The 15324-nt window shown below is 45.9% G+C and carries 13 protein-coding genes and 8 tRNA genes; 1 reads left to right on the top strand and 20 read right to left on the bottom strand.

Annotated elements, in window-relative coordinates; genetic code table 11:
- The 4 genes from hisB to UQ64_RS26435 all read right to left on the bottom strand — a co-directional run bounded on the left by hisB (position 1) and on the right by UQ64_RS26435 (position 3871).
- Entirely contained in the window at positions 1 to 609 is a 609-nt protein-coding gene (hisB, locus tag UQ64_RS26450; protein ID WP_060626429.1) for an imidazoleglycerol-phosphate dehydratase HisB, read from the bottom strand.
- Positions 596 to 1906: a histidinol dehydrogenase gene (gene hisD, locus UQ64_RS26445; protein ID WP_060626427.1), complete on the bottom strand. Its 1311-nt coding sequence runs from the start codon at positions 1904 to 1906 to the stop codon at positions 596 to 598. The genes hisB and hisD overlap by 14 nt, the downstream gene beginning before the upstream one ends.
- A gap of 36 nt (positions 1907 to 1942) precedes the next feature.
- A complete protein-coding gene (gene hisG / locus UQ64_RS26440; RefSeq protein ID WP_060626426.1) occupies positions 1943 to 2581 on the bottom strand; it encodes an ATP phosphoribosyltransferase in 639 nt (212 codons plus the stop codon).
- 72 nt (positions 2582 to 2653) lie between these two features.
- Positions 2654 to 3871 carry an ATP phosphoribosyltransferase regulatory subunit gene (locus UQ64_RS26435; RefSeq protein WP_060626578.1) on the bottom strand — a complete coding sequence of 406 codons (1218 nt, stop codon included), beginning with the start codon at positions 3869 to 3871 and terminating at the stop codon, positions 2654 to 2656.
- A 386-nt stretch (positions 3872 to 4257) separates the two neighbouring features.
- On the opposite strand from UQ64_RS26435, the gene gntK reads away from it, so the two are divergent.
- Entirely contained in the window at positions 4258 to 5784 is a 1527-nt protein-coding gene (gene gntK, locus UQ64_RS26430; protein WP_060626577.1) for a gluconokinase, read from the top strand.
- An 85-nt stretch (positions 5785 to 5869) separates the two neighbouring features.
- Here the strand turns inward: gntK and UQ64_RS26425 are convergent, their stop codons facing one another.
- From UQ64_RS26425 to UQ64_RS26350, 16 genes are all read right to left on the bottom strand, one after another.
- The gene (locus UQ64_RS26425) at positions 5870 to 7024 is read right to left on the bottom strand and encodes an acyltransferase (protein WP_060626424.1); all 1155 of its coding nucleotides are present in this window, start codon (positions 7022 to 7024) and stop codon (positions 5870 to 5872) included.
- A gap of 42 nt (positions 7025 to 7066) precedes the next feature.
- Positions 7067 to 8263: an acyltransferase gene (locus tag UQ64_RS26420; protein WP_060626422.1), complete on the bottom strand. Its 1197-nt coding sequence runs from the start codon at positions 8261 to 8263 to the stop codon at positions 7067 to 7069.
- 285 nt (positions 8264 to 8548) lie between these two features.
- Positions 8549 to 9058 carry an acyltransferase gene (locus tag UQ64_RS26415; protein ID WP_209445888.1) on the bottom strand — a complete coding sequence of 170 codons (510 nt, stop codon included), beginning with the start codon at positions 9056 to 9058 and terminating at the stop codon, positions 8549 to 8551.
- Positions 9055 to 9711, bottom strand: a complete 657-nt coding sequence (gene ppaX / locus UQ64_RS26410) for a pyrophosphatase PpaX (protein ID WP_060626418.1) — start codon at positions 9709 to 9711, stop codon at positions 9055 to 9057. The genes UQ64_RS26415 and ppaX overlap by 4 nt, the downstream gene beginning before the upstream one ends.
- A gap of 5 nt (positions 9712 to 9716) precedes the next feature.
- Positions 9717 to 10748, bottom strand: a complete 1032-nt coding sequence (gene lgt, locus UQ64_RS26405; protein ID WP_060626417.1) for a prolipoprotein diacylglyceryl transferase — start codon at positions 10746 to 10748, stop codon at positions 9717 to 9719.
- Between the two features lie 12 nt (positions 10749 to 10760).
- Positions 10761 to 11699, bottom strand: coding sequence for an HPr(Ser) kinase/phosphatase (gene hprK / locus UQ64_RS26400; protein ID WP_060626415.1), 939 nt, complete (start codon positions 11697 to 11699; stop codon positions 10761 to 10763).
- Between the two features lie 210 nt (positions 11700 to 11909).
- Positions 11910 to 13031: an ABC transporter ATP-binding protein gene (locus UQ64_RS26395; protein ID WP_060626414.1), complete on the bottom strand. Its 1122-nt coding sequence runs from the start codon at positions 13029 to 13031 to the stop codon at positions 11910 to 11912.
- Positions 13032 to 13145: 114 nt separating this feature from the next.
- Positions 13146 to 14240, bottom strand: a complete 1095-nt coding sequence (locus tag UQ64_RS26390; RefSeq protein ID WP_060626412.1) for a PucR family transcriptional regulator — start codon at positions 14238 to 14240, stop codon at positions 13146 to 13148.
- 149 nt (positions 14241 to 14389) lie between these two features.
- Positions 14390 to 14462, bottom strand: a tRNA-Lys gene (locus tag UQ64_RS26385).
- A gap of 5 nt (positions 14463 to 14467) precedes the next feature.
- Positions 14468 to 14553 (bottom strand) — tRNA-Tyr (locus tag UQ64_RS26380).
- Positions 14554 to 14562: 9 nt separating this feature from the next.
- Positions 14563 to 14635, bottom strand: a tRNA-Phe gene (locus UQ64_RS26375).
- 65 nt (positions 14636 to 14700) lie between these two features.
- A tRNA-Asp gene (locus tag UQ64_RS26370) sits at positions 14701 to 14778 on the bottom strand.
- Between the two features lie 13 nt (positions 14779 to 14791).
- Positions 14792 to 14867: transfer RNA gene (locus tag UQ64_RS26365), tRNA-Thr, on the bottom strand.
- Between the two features lie 33 nt (positions 14868 to 14900).
- A tRNA-Val gene (locus tag UQ64_RS26360) sits at positions 14901 to 14976 on the bottom strand.
- 8 nt (positions 14977 to 14984) lie between these two features.
- Positions 14985 to 15061 (bottom strand) — tRNA-Met (locus UQ64_RS26355).
- Between the two features lie 30 nt (positions 15062 to 15091).
- Positions 15092 to 15183, bottom strand: a tRNA-Ser gene (locus UQ64_RS26350).
- Between the last annotated feature and the right edge of the window lie 141 nt (positions 15184 to 15324).

The raw sequence follows: 15324 nt of genomic DNA, 5'->3' as shown, positions 1-15324 counted from the left end.
CTACAGCACTCCCTTCGTAGAAGGCACACCCTTCACACGTGGATCAATCAGTGTCGCTTCATCGAGCGCCCGTCCGAGCGCCTTGAATACAGCCTCAATCATGTGATGTGTGTTAGAACCGTAGTGTACGATCACATGCAGCGTAATCCGAGCCTCCAGCGCGAACTTCCATAAGAACTCCTGAACCAGCTCCGTCGAAAAGCTGCCCACCTGCTGTGAAGGATAGGTTGCGCGATATTCAAAGTGCGGGCGATTGCTGATATCGATCACAACTTGCGCCAACGCCTCATCCATCGGTACAAAAACACTCGCATAACGTTTGATTCCCTTTTTATCACCAAGTGCTTCATGCAGCGCTTGACCTAGGCAGATCCCAATATCTTCAACCGTGTGGTGATCATCAATTTCGATATCTCCACGCGCCTGTACAGACAGGTCAAACTGGCCGTGCTTCGTAAACAGGTCCAGCATATGATTCAAAAAAGGAACATCCGTCTCCAGCTCGGAAACTCCACTTCCATCTACGTTAAGAGACAGCTTGATATCCGTCTCATTTGTTTTACGGCTTAATCCTGCTTGGCGTAAGGTCTGTTCGTTATTGTTCTCCATATCCATCTCCACCTTTCCCTTCGTTCTTGAGTCGAATCTCAATGGCTCGTGCGTGGCCTTCTAGCCCTTCGCGACGCGCCAGCTCTATAATGGTCTTCCCATCCCGCAGGAGGGCTTCTTTACTGTAATAGATCAGACTTGATTTCTTTATAAAATCATCGACATCCACTGGCGACGAGAACCGTGCTGTACCATTGGTCGGGATAATATGATTCGGTCCGGCAAAATAGTCGCCCACAGGCTCCGAGCTATACGCTCCTAGGAAGATCGCTCCAGCATTCTCGATGCTGCCCACAAGGCCCATTGGATCCTCGACAACAATCTCTAGATGCTCTGGTGCCAAACGATTCACTACGGAGATTCCCTCCTCCATAGATTCCACAACAATGATCGCGCCGTAATTCTCTACGGATGAACGGGCGATCGCCTGTCGCGGCAGCTCTTGTAGCTGACGCTCCACTTCGGCTGCCACGCTATCCGCCAGGCTCTGCGATGGCGTGACCAGAATCGCCGAGGCCATCTCGTCATGCTCGGCCTGCGAGAGCAGATCCGCTGCGACATAGGCCGGCTCAGCGGTCTCATCTGCCAGCACGACAATTTCGCTTGGACCCGCGATACTGTCGATATCTACGGCGCCATATACCTCGCGTTTAGCCAGGGCAACGTATATGTTGCCGGGCCCACATATTTTATCTACCGGCGCTATGCTCTCCGTACCAAAAGCCAAAGCAGCTACCGCCTGCGCACCGCCCACACGGTAGATTTCATTCACACCTGCTTCTGCGGCAGCAACCAGGATGTAAGGATCAATCCCTTCTTTGCCACCGGTGGATGGCGGGGTTACCATAACGATCTCCGGCACGCCTGCGATCTGCGCAGGGATCACGTTCATCAGCACCGAGGAAGGATAAGCTGCCTTGCCACCAGGAACATACACCCCTACCCGCTTCAATGGACGAATAATCTGTCCCAGAATCGTGCCATCGGGCTGAAGATCCATCCACGAATTCCGTTTCTGTCTAGCATGAAAGGCCCGGATATTGGCTGCGGCTGCTTGAATAGCGGATACGAAAGATTCTTCTACCCGACCATATGCTGCCTGAAGCTCTTCCGGAGTTACCCGCAGCTGGTTCGGTGTAAGCGTGACCCGATCAAATTGCTCCGTGTAGCGAAGAAGCGCCGTGTCTCCTTCTTTTTTAATCGCGGCCACAATTTCCTTTACCGCCTGATTTTGCTCTGGTGTTCCATACTCCACTTCTCGCTCTAGCTTAAAATCCTTGCTCGATACAACCTTCATCGCTGGTTCCTCCCTTTACCCCTTAACATCTGTCACCTACCGCAAATTAGGTTCCCCTATAACCGTCTGCAGTCGATCACACAGCTGCTGTATTTCTTCATTTTTCATCCGATAGCTTACACGATTCGCCACAAGACGGCTCGTAATTTCGAATATGCTCTTCATTTCTATTAATCCATTATCCCGCAGCGTTTGCCCGGTTTCTACCATATCCACGATACGATCAGCGAGCCCAATCAACGGCGCAAGCTCAATTGAACCATTCAGCTTCACGACCTCGACCTGCTGTCCCTGCTCCCGGAAATACTTTGATGCTACATTCGGATATTTCGTCGCCACACGCTGCTGAATTCCCGGCTGCCAGTTAGGTAATCCAATGATCGACATCCGGCATCGAGCGATGCCAAGATCAAGCAGCTCATATACATCACGATCTTCTTCCAGCAATACGTCCTTGCCCACGATTCCAATATCGGCCACACCATATTCTACATATGTAGGTACATCTACTGGTTTCGCTAATATAAACTCCATCCCTGCCTCAGGCAGTGGAATAACAAGCTTGCGGGATGCCTCACCGTCCGGTGGAATCGGGAGACCTGCCTGGCGGAACAGCTCAGCAGCCTTTTCGTAAATCCGACCTTTTGGCATAGCGACCTTCAAAATCTGTGCCATCGTTAAGTTGCCTCCTTTTCCATCTCCATACAAACAAAATTTATCTTAACCGCTTTTTGTACTAGCGATATCTCAGCCATGCTCACTTACAAAAGATACGAAGGTATAGATTTCGCCGTACCGCACACCCTCTGCTTCGACCGTGTCCGTATCTAGACGCTTCACCGTTTCAAGCTCTTCTGGACCTGCTGCCAGCCTAGTCACTACCGCGTGGCCTTCTGACCGCAAACGTGTTGCCTCTTCCAGACCTTCTTTTCTGCGAGTAGCATCATATTGGATCAAGATAGGTAGCTCTTCCTCTTCGTTTGCTCCGGCCACTCCATCGAGAATACGATTCGTTTTTAAGGAAAAACCTGTGGAAGGGATCGGACGCCCAAACTGCTGAAGGAGATTATCATATCTGCCTCCACTACATACCGGAAACCCTAATTCCGCTGCATAGCCTTCAAAAGTCATGCCTGTATAATAGGAAAAGTCCCCAATCATCGTCAGATCGATCAACACATGCTGGGATACGCTGTAAGAGACCAGTACCTCCCATACCTTGCACAAATGATCTATCGAATGGCGGGCAAGCGGATGATCGCTAAGCTCCAGCGCCTGTCCACAAATCTCCTTGCCGCCACGTAGACGCAACAGTCCATCCAGTTCATTCTTCTGAGCTTCCGTCAGATCCAGCCGCCGTAGGGTCTCTCGGAAAGAGACATAGTCGCGACCCAGCAAATGACTCTTCAACTCCTCCTGAACCTCCGGTAATTCCGGAAGTGCCTCTTGAAATAAACCATTCAAAAAGCCTACATGCCCCATAGCGATTTTAAAAGACTTCACACCCGCAGCCTGCAGCGATGAAATCGCAAGCGCCACTACTTCTGCATCGGCCTCAGGTGAATCATCACCAACCAGCTCAACCCCTGTCTGGAAGAACTCCGCTTCCCGCCCTGCCTCTTCCTCGATGGCACGGAAAACATTAGCGTGATAGGACAACCGCAATGGCAATGGCTCATCCTTCAAAAGAGATGCAACCACACGGGCGACTGGAGCTGTCATTTCAGAACGAAGCACTAGCGCCTGACCACGATTGTTAAGCAATTTATAAAGCTTTTGGTCAGACGTAGAGCTAGCCACGCCAACCGTATCGTAATATTCTAGCGTCGGAGTCATCATTTGCTGATAACCCCAGCGACTCATGCAATGCAGTACATCGTTCTCAATTTTGCGCAATTTCGTCACGGCCCGGGGCAGATAGTCCCGAACGCCAGACGGCTTCTCAAATCCCTTTGGTTTGGACATCTTCATTGTTCACCTCGTCAGTTATCATTAGATATTGTTTATGGTTACTTTACTATGGTAAAGTGGTAGCAAATTAAAGTATTTTCAATATCGTATCATGTTCACCGCTTTTTCGTCAATCAAACGGAATAAAGCTATAACTTCATTTCAAATGCTTGTATGCTTAAGTTTGTCCATCTAGATTGAATTGCTCACAAGGAAAATCTGCATTCTAAAATAAATACTTATGTACTTCGAACGAATACTTGGAAATCCCTCTTATTTTGCCTCTACGTTTATCCAATACTATAATGAGCTAATATGATTGTACTTCATAATTCTGTAATTAGTGTTCTAAAAATCTACTTACAACTAGAAAGAAGGGCTAATGCGTGACTAAATCCTATATGATTGGCGTTGATATTGGAACTACAAGTACCAAAGCAGTTCTCTTCGAGGAAAAAGGAGCCATAGCTGCACAAGCAAACGTAGGATATCCTTTACATCAGCCCTCACCCTCAATAGCGGAGCAGGACCCCGAGCAAATCCTGAGTGCAGTCTTCCATACAATCTCTGATGTTATACGGCAAAGCGGTGTATCTGCGGATGCAATCCTATTCGTCTCCTTCAGTTCAGCCATGCACAGTGTCATTGCAGTTGATAAACTGGGCAAGGCACTAACTGCCTGCATCACATGGGCTGATAATCGCAGTGCCGGGTGTGCACTTCGTTTGAAGGATGAGCTGAACGGTCATGAATTGTATCTACGTTCAGGAACACCTATACACCCAATGTCTCCGATCACCAAGCTAATGTGGCTTCGTGAAGAGCAGCCCGACATGTTCCACCAAACCTATAAATTCATTTCCATAAAAGAATACATATTCGCAAGACTGTTTGGCGAATACGTCATCGATCATTCCATTGCCTCTTCCACAGGCATGCTCAATCTGGAGAATCTAGAATGGGATAAAGAAGCCTTGGAGATTGCTCATATTACAGCGGATCAACTCTCGAGGCTTGTTCCCACCACACAGATCATGCAAGGGCTGCTCCCTGGTCTGGCGGAGGAGCTTCTGCTGCTCCCTACAACCCCATTTGTTATTGGCGCCAGCGACGGCGTCCTGTCCAACCTCGGCGTAGGTGCAATTGAACCCGGTGTAGTGGCCGCTACGATTGGTACGAGTGGAGCGATTCGCACTGTAGTGGATCACCCACTCACCGATCCCAAAGGTCGGATCTTCTGTTATAACCTAACCCCAAAACATTGGGTAATTGGGGGACCCGTCAATAATGGGGGCATGCTGTTCCGCTGGGTACGTGACGAGTTCGCGGCCTCTGAAGTTGAAACCGCCAAACGACTAGGTATTGATCCTTACGAGGTTCTAACTCGCATTGCAGAGCAGGTTCCTGCGGGAAGCGGCGGACTTTTATTCCATCCCTACTTGACCGGGGAGCGAGCACCGCTATGGAATCCGGATGCTCGGGGCTCCTTCTTTGGCCTTACTATGAACCACCATAAGGAGCATATGATTCGGTCGGTCTTAGAAGGCGTGATCTTTAATATGTATACGGTCCTGCTCGCGATGGAAGAGCAAATCGGACGTCCTGAAAAAATCCTAGCCACAGGCGGCTTCGCCCACTCCTCATTATGGCGGCAGATGATGGCCGATATTTTTGATCAGGAGGTTGTCATTCCGGAGAGTATCGAGAGCTCCTGCCTCGGGGCGGTTGTACTTGGCCTTTATGCAACAGGTCGCGTAAATTCCTTTGATGTGGTATTTGACATGATTGGTTCAACCCATAAGCATACTCCGATACATGAACATACCAAGGTATACAAGCAGCTACTACCGATCTATATTTCTGTCTACCGTAGTCTCGAAAGCCAGTATCAAGCAATTGCAGAATTTCAGCTGCAAGCTGGAGAATAAGCATAAGAAATCAAAAAGCGCCGGTTAATCCACCCTATGGTGGTAAACCGACGCTTTCTTTATTACCATTAGCGCCGTAACTAAGTTACGCGCTTTTCGAATTCGTTTTCGCTTTCTGTGGACTCGACCCAAAGATGACCCAAGCCGATTTAATATATCGGAAGGTAAAAGCCACTACCAGCCATGAACCTAACAACGCAAAGAGCCAGCCTCCGGCAATCGCTGCGGTATAAGCAAGCGATCCTCCGTGAAACGGTAATTTTCTATAGAAAAAGAGCAGTAACGGATGTAGTAAATAGATTCCGAACGAGCATGCCCCGGCAGATAGCAAGAGCCTTGTGAGCAAGCTTCGACCCGCTCCGTACAATAAGAAGGAAACTTGCAGCAGCACCACACAAGAGAGCAGCGCATGAAGGTTAGAGAATCCCTCATACCATAAACTATTGATGACCGTTTTCTTCGTATAGTTGTTAAACCATAGCTCAACATGAACGACCCCTGCTACAATCCATAACAACCACAATGTAATCCATACCGGACCTTTACCGGCGCGCCAGCCCTCACGTGAAGGCACCAGCCATTTCTTCAGAGAAGAGTAATATACTGCAATCCCAGCTCCTAGTAGGAAATAAGAGAAGTAAGTGATCGCCAGACTACCCTTAGACAACTGCCAATACCCGTTATTAGTCATGTATTTATTCAGTAATACGAACCCCCACTGTAGCAGCAGCCCGATTAACGGTGCCCAAGCCCCCAGACGACGAACCTTTTGCAAGCACCACAGAATGAGCGGAAATAATACGTAAAACTGAATAATGATAATAACATAATACAAATGCGTATATGCCGTTCCTGTCCATAAATACTTCCAAAGCTTAGAAGCCATCTCCCCTGGAGGTAAGCTCCATGTATGTCCCGCCGTCATTTTTAATGCGAAATACAGCAGCGAAAATAGTACATACGGCACAATAATATACAGCAGCCTTCTACTGTAGAACTTCCCCAGCGTCTTTCCGCCCAGTGGACGATCAATATAGTTATAGAACAGCACGAACCCACTCAAAAATATGAATGAAGGTACGGCGAACTGGCTGAATTTATTAATAAATAAGAACGGATGAAACATGTTTGTATCTAGTGTCTCCGCCAGCGTTCGCGAGGTAGCATGAATAGCTAGCACTGCGAAAATAGCAATCGCCCGAAAAATATCCAGCTGCGGAATTCTTTCTTTTTGTCTCATGATCTTTCCTCCTGTTAAGCTCGCATCAAAATGATGCCTTAATCAAATATTAACCTTCCTCATCTCATCAGAGGCATGTACTGACTTCACCTTCAGACTAGACTGTAGAGACCGTGGAACACTCCCCAAGAAGATCCATGACTTAGGAATTCGGCGAAAAGCAAACTGCACCATGGACCAGCTTCCTCCCAGTGCAAACACAAGTCCTCCATAGATGAAGAAAACATAAGTTAGCGACTCTAGTGGAATATGATATCGGAATCTGCGATATATCGCCAGCAATAGCGGATGTATCAAATAAATCGCAAATGACAGCTCACCTAAACGAGTCAAAAAAGCAACGATCACACGAGGGGCCTTACAATAAATCAAAAATGTAGCATACAGCAGTACCAACGCTGACAATATTGTATGGACATTCCATAACAGCTCGTACCAGAGCGAATCCGTCCACACCCCAAAATGGCGGGCCACATACCATAGTTGCACATGGATAAAGGCTGCAATTAACCACAAGCTCACTAATAGGGCAGTCCATCCTTTTTGCTTGGCAGGCAGCTCTCTCCATGGCTTTAACAGCCACAGCTTCACCTTCTCAAAGTGAATGGCAATATAAGCACCCATCATATAATAAGCCAGGTAGGAGATCGCCAAGCTCCCTTTTTCAACAATATGCAGTTCGTATTTATTCCAAAAAATAAAACCCCACTGAAGAGCCAAACCGAGCGGTATCGCCCATTTAACTAAGAAGCGGGAACTCTGTAGTAACTTAAGTAGCACTGGAAAAAGCAAATAAAACTGAATACTAATAAACACAAAATACAAATGCGCATATGCAGAGCCCGAGAATAACGCTCTAGAAAAGCTTAACAGGTTGTCACCAAGGTTCTGCGTCAATCGTCCGTTCACATATAGGGTTAGTGCATAATAGCCCATAGAAGCTAGCAAATACGGCAGTAAGATATACTTTAATCGACGACGATAGAAATTAATGATCACGCTGCGTGTCACAGGAAGACCATAATAATTATAAAACAATACGAAGCTGCTAAGGAAAATAAATGAGGGCGTGCCGAATTTAAAGAAAATGTTAATCCAGTTCAGCCAGTAATAATAAGGAGAATGCAGTGCCTGCTCTGCAGCAGCAAAAGATGAAGAATGCACATGCAGCACTCCTAATATAGCTAAAGCTCTAAAAATATCCAGCTGGGGTAGCCTTTCCTGTCTCACAGTATTCATATTATATTCCTCTTCTCTACTATGATGGTAGTTCATAGAGACGCTAAGCGGAATTTGGAAACTGAACATACCAGGAAGTCTGCACCTGCTGAATTTACATTCTGATATTTGACGCTGAATGCCTAGCGTGGGATTTACATGATCACTAAAGCTAATTATATAACTTGCATCCGTTTAAGAAGAACTTAAAGTTTCCTTAAGAAGCTTCTCCAAAGACGCAAGAAACCCTGCAGATCCTGCGCTAAAAAAACGCAATATGAAACTGCAGGGTTTACGAAGAATCTTTTACACTTGTTCCGAAGAATCTTCCGATGAGGCTGGGCGTAGCTCCCGCAGTGGATTACCTCCTACAAAAGAGCCAGCCGCCACGTTCTTGTGTACTACTGATCCTGCGGCAACAACTGCCCAATCACCGATGGTTACACCGGGAAGAATCGTTGTATTCGCGCCGATCAATACATTTTCACCAATCACTACTTCACCCAGGCGATATTCCTTGATTAGATACTCATGCGCCAGAATCGTCGTGTTATAACCGATAATAGAGTTCTCACCCACCGTTATTTTTTCCGGAAAAAACACATCCACCATCGCCATCAGAGCGAAGGAAGTATGCTTACCTACCTTCATCCCGAGAATCCGACGATAGATCCAGTTCTTTAGCGGTAGAATCGGGCAATAACGGGCAATTTGAATAAAAATAAAGTTACGGACACCCTTCCATGGACTGACCGTGCGGTAAATGTACCAAAGTGAGTTATGACCTTCTACAGGATATCGGGTTACGTTTCTCACGATTCACTCGTTCCTCGCTCCACAATTTCTATAATATCCTTCATGTTATGGATGATATAGTCGGGATCATACTTGCGGAGAGTGTCTTCGCCCTTTAATGACCATGCTACTCCAGCAGCATATACACCGGCAGCCTTAGCCGATTGAATATCAACCGTACTGTCACCCACCATTAGAGTTTTACGTGGATCAACGCCAAGGCTATTGACAGCTGTAAGAACAGGTTCTGGATGTGGCTTTGGTTCAGTAACATCGTTCACCGTCACAATCGTATCCATGTACTTAAGCAAATCAAACATCTCGAGCGATTTAATCGTTGTAGGACGAATTTTGGTAGTTACAATTCCCATTTTAATCCCACGACGTAAGAGCTCTTCCATCGTCTCATTCACCTGAGGAAAGGGACGTACTAACTCATCATGATGCTCATTATTATAAGACCGGTAAGACTTCTCTAGCGCACCACTTGCATCCTCAAGTCCAGAGAAGACTCTTATCTGTTGCTGAAGGGTAGTTCCCATATGGGGAATAATCTCTTCTCTGGTCAGTGGAGCAAAACCATTGTCCTTCAGCGCGTACATAAATGAACTAATAATTAGCTCATTTGTATCGACAATCGTTCCATCTAGATCAAAAAGAACGCATTCTATCATAAGCTTTACTGCTCCTTCTTATCTCCATCCGCCGGCTGTCCTTGCTCAGGTTGTGCCCCGTGACGAGCTTTCTGCGGTGTATTTACTGCGCTTTCTGGCACTACAGTATCTGCTTTGATCGGTTTAGTACATACGATAGGATCAGAATAATGTGCTTTAGGCTCTCCGGTGACCCTACGAATAATGATAAGAAGTACAGCTGCGACGATGATCAGTAGAGAAAGTAACTGAGAAATACGGATATTTCCATAACTCGGGTCTAAGTATCCTTGTTCAAAACCTAACCATTCCATCGGCTTCCACAATCCGTTTATAAAGGATGCCACACCTGAACTTCCATTAAACGCTAAGCTATCCGTACGTACGGCTTCGATGAAGAAACGACCAATCGAATACCATATAAAGTAAGACATGAAGATCTCACCAGCACGCACAAATTTTTGGCGGCGGAGGACCATTAGTAGCGCGATGCCCAGTAAGCTCCAAAGAGATTCATACAGGAAGGTCGGATGATGAAAAGCATCACCTATGTACATTTGGTTCACAATGAAATCAGGTAAATGCAGTTTATCCCGTAAAAAAGACTCTTCAACCACGCTGCCGTATGCCTCTTGGTTGACAAAGTTTCCCCAGCGTCCAATCATTTGGCCCGCTAGTAGTCCTGGTGCACAAATATCAACGATACGCCAGAATGGGTAGCCTTTATAGCGGAAATAAATAATCCCACAAATAATGGCTCCAATTAACGCACCGTAGATAGCAATGCCACCGTTCCAGATCTTAAAGATATCTATTAAATTATCCTTATAATCGTCCCATTTAAACGCTACAAAATAAATCCGTGCCCCAATAATGGCCGAGGGCACACCTAGCAGTAGCATATCCATAAAGAACTCTTGTGGGATACCGAACCTTTTGCCCTCGCGGATCGCAAGAAATAACCCCGCGAGTGCACCGAAACCTAGTATTAATCCGTACCAGTGTACTTGCAGTGATCCAATGGAGAAGAAAATAGGATCTAATGCTAATGGGAACATTCTCTCACACTCCTAATCGAGATCATCCATATCTTCAGATATGGTCGCAGTTAACTTATTCGTGAACTGCAGGGCTGCATTAAAGCCCATTTGCTTCAGGCGATAGTTCATCGCTGCAACCTCAATGATAACTGCAAGGTTACGTCCTGGGCGTACAGGAATCGTTACAAGTGGAACATCTGTATCTATAATCCGTGTCGTTTCCTCATCGAGCCCAAGTCGGTCATACTGCTTGTCTTGCTGCCAAGCTTCCAATCTAACAACAAGTGTAATCCGTTTATGATTACGAATGGCACCCGCACCAAAAAGTGTCATTACATTAATGATACCTACTCCACGGATCTCCAGTAAATGACGGATTAACTCAGGTGCTGTACCATGCAGCTGGTTATCTGAAGTCTGACGGATTTCCACTGCATCATCAGCAATCAATCGATGTCCGCGTTTTACAAGTTCAAGGGCTGTTTCACTTTTACCAATCCCACTACTGCCCGTAATTAGCATACCTACACCATATACATCACAAAGTACGCCATGAATCGTCGCCGTAGGGGCTAATTTTCCTTCTAAGAAGCTGGTCAAACGACTGGAAAAAATAGTCGTGGCCATGGAGCTACGAAGCACAGGAAGAGCCTTCTCATTACTTATATCAATTAACTCCTGAGGCACATCCAAATCACGTGTAATTACAATACAAGGTGTGTTGTCATTACAAATTCCACGAAGTCGACTTTTCCGCTCAGCTTCGGGCAGCATGGAGAAAAAAGCGAGTTCTGTTTTGCCTAGCAATTGAACACGTTCTTCTGGATAATATTCAAAATAACCAGCAATCTCTAGTCCAGGGCGATTCAGGTCATCGACCGTAATGGGTCTCTTTAGACCTTCCTGGCCGGAAATAACCTCTAATTGAAAATGCTGTACCAATTCAGATACTTTTACTTTCTTAGCCATTTAATTTCGTCCTTTCGTCACCTGCGGTATTTGTCCGCTTACTGCGTCCGGTTGGCAGCGATCTCTTTACATTCCGGAGGTAATTCTCCTGCTATCTTAATTGATAACGCTTATGAATGCAATCTTAGCGCCTAACCAGACAAGGTCCATCTAAACAATAAAGCCACCCTTTCGGGTGGCTTTATCAAGAGAGAAAAGATCTTTACAATCTTATCCCAACAAAATGTTAGCTTCGGATTCTTTATCAAAGAAGTGAATTTTGTTCATATCGATAGCCAATTTTGGCTTGCTGCCTTCGCGAGTAGTGGAACGTCCATCTACACGAGCGATTACAGTAGATTTACCAAGGCCGCTCAAGTAAAGGAGCATTTCATGACCAAGGTTTTCAGTAACATCAACCAATGAAGTAAAGATTGTGTTCGGGGAAGCTTCCAAGAATACTGGCTCTTCATGGATATCTTCTGGACGAACGCCCATGATTACTTCTTTACCGATGTAACCTTTGTTGCGGATAATTTGTGCTTTTCCGCCTGGTACTTCAACATCAAGGTTCTCAGCACGGAAACGGATAGAACCGCTCACTTCAGACAAAGTACCATTGATAAAGTTCATTGTAGGGGATCCGATAAATCCAGCTACGAACAAGTTTGTAGGTTCATTGTACAACTCTTCAGGGGAAGCTGCTTGTTGAATGATACCATCATACATAACTACGATGCGATCACCCATTGTCATAGCTTCTGTTTGGTCATGCGTTACGTAGATACAAGTAGTTTCAAGGCGCTTAACCAGTTTAGTGATTTCAGCACGCATTTGACCACGAAGTTTAGCATCCAAGTTGGAAAGAGGCTCATCCATCAAGAAGACTTGTGGATCACGTACGATAGCGCGTCCCAAAGCGACACGTTGGCGTTGACCACCAGAGAGTGCTTTTGGTTTACGATCTAGCAAATGCTCGATATCGAGAATTCTAGCAGCTTCGCGAACTTTCTTGTCGATTTCATCCTTCTTCACTTTACGAAGTTTCAAACCGAAAGCCATGTTTTGGTATACGCTCATATGCGGATACAGGGCGTAGGATTGGAATACCATCGCGATATCTCGGTCTTTAGGAGCAACGTCATTAACTACACGATCGCCAATGTACATTTTACCTTCGGAGATTTCTTCCAAACCAGCGATCATACGCAAAGTTGTGGATTTACCGCAACCGGAAGGTCCAACCAATACTAGAAATTCCTTATCTTTAATATCAAGATTGATATCGATTACTGTTGCTTTATCTGAACCCGGGTATTTTTTGAAAATATGCTCTAAACGTACGCCTGCCATTGTATTTCCCCCTCGAGTTAATTATTAATTATTTAAAATATAAATTCTGTTTCCTTGTACATTTATATTACCCCAGTCGGGACACTATGGCTATTTGTAAGGTTCACAAAAAACCTATTTCCTTTTCGTCACTTTATACAAAAGCATAGTAAGCTTCACAATAGCAGCGTCCCCAAAGCTTCGTACATCTGCTCCAGTCTCTTGTTTTATCTTGTCCAGACGGTATAGCAGCGTATTTCGGTGGATATACAACTTCTTGGCTGTTTCACTTACATTACAGTCCATCTCAAAAAAGGTTTCCAAAGTCAGCAGCATCTCTTTATCTGATAGTACAGAGGAATAGTCACCAATCTGTCCAAGCAACTGTTTACGGCGCACAACAGGAATGCTATTAACCAAACGCTCCAAATGTAGTTCCCAAGGCAAATGAATATACTCTCCTACTTGAAAGATACGACCGAGTACAATCGTCTCCCTGAGCAAAGCCACAGATCCAGTCAATCCCTTAACAGGGACAATAGCCGGAGCCACCGCTAAATGGAATACACCTACCCATTCACTAGCTATCAACTCATGTAAGCCCATACTAGTCTGTGCTAGAAGATCATCTACACTCTCTTCTTCATCATCCTTATCATCCCCGCCCGTAAGTAATTCTTTACGAGCTAAAATCAACCATTCCTTCTCTTGTAGGGGAATAAGCAAGATTTCGTTCTCAAAATAGCTACGCAGCAATTTCATCAGTGAACGATAAGAGATCTGCGGGCTATGTGCAATCTCACTACTAAGAAGGAATGGAACCATGTCGCCGAACAGACGCCCCTTTAGGGTGATCTCATCGGGAATTTCAGTGTCATTCTTCTCTTGCTCTAGCTCCGTGTTCAACCAGGCACCAAGCTGCCGTGCCTCCACTTCACCTTCTTCTCTAAGCCCTGTAGCTTTAAGTGCAATAGCAAAATTTCGAACTGCATAGTTGACCAGCTGTACTTCCAGAGAGGTGAGTCCCTCCATTTCTACCCAAACAGCGGTTATACGTCCGTCACTCTCATATAAAGGTGCCCAGAGATGACCTTCATGGATTACCAGCTGATCTTGTCCTTCTAATCCCATGCTAAAAAGAGAAGCTGAATGCTGCCTCCCTAACTGCTTGATTCCGGTTCTCTTTCCGGTGAGCTGCTCTAATTTTTTCCGCAATGTCTCACTATCCATAGTCACCATGCTCCACCACTTTTGCTCTTTTCGCCTATTTTAGCATATTCTCTTATATTATGTTAATCGCTACAGTAGCGCGCTACTATAATACAACCATAAAACACAAAAAAAGCCACCACCATAAGGTGATGACTTTCTGTTTGGGATGAGCCATGAAGGACTCGAACCTTCGACACCCTGATTAAAAGTCAGGTGCTCTACCAACTGAGCTAATGGCTCATAAATGGTGGGGGATGATGGATTCGAACCACCGAACACGTACGTGAGCAGATTTACAGTCTGATGCGTTTGGCCACTTCGCTAATCCCCCAGGGAAAAGTGGCTCGAGACGGATTCGAACCGCCGACACGAGGATTTTCAGTCCTCTGCTCTACCGACTGAGCTATCGAGCCATATTAAATTGACATAAAAATAAAGTGGTAGTTTAAACTTCCCACCCTAGTCTTGTGGAAAAAAATGGCGGAACCGACGAGATTCGAACTCGCGATCTCCTGCGTGACAGGCAGGCATGTTAGGCCAACTACACCACGGTTCCGCATTAATAATAATGGTGCCGGCGAGAGGACTTGAACCCCCAACCTACTGATTACAAGTCAGTTGCTCTACCAGTTGAGCTACACCGGCACGGTGTAAAAAGTAATTCTAAAAAAGTAATAATGGTGGAGGCTGAGGGGATCGAACCCCCGACCCTCTGCTTGTAAGGCAGATGCTCTCCCAGCTGAGCTAAGCCTCCAGGTATTATGGTAGCGGCGAAGGGGATCGAACCCCCGACCTCACGGGTATGAACCGTACGCTCTAGCCAGCTGAGCTACACCGCCACAATAATTAGTAATGCTATGGATTGAAAATGGCGGAGAGAGTGGGATTCGAACCCACGCACCGCTTACGCAGTCTAACCCCTTAGCAGAGGGTCCCCTTATAGCCACTTGGGTATCTCTCCAAACGATATCAGTACCACAGCAATCCAAACAGGAATTTGACTCCCTGAAAACTGAATCCGAATTGAATTTGCGTTTTAAATATAGGATAAGCCCTCGACCGATTAGTATTGGTCAGCTCCATGCATTACTGCACTTCCACC

The sequence above is a fragment of the Paenibacillus etheri genome (assembly GCF_001012825.1).
Classification (GTDB): Bacteria; Bacillota; Bacilli; order Paenibacillales; family Paenibacillaceae; genus Paenibacillus_AQ; species Paenibacillus_AQ etheri.
The sequence above is the reverse complement of the archived record's forward strand: the minus strand, read 5'-3'. Positions and strand labels throughout refer to the sequence as shown.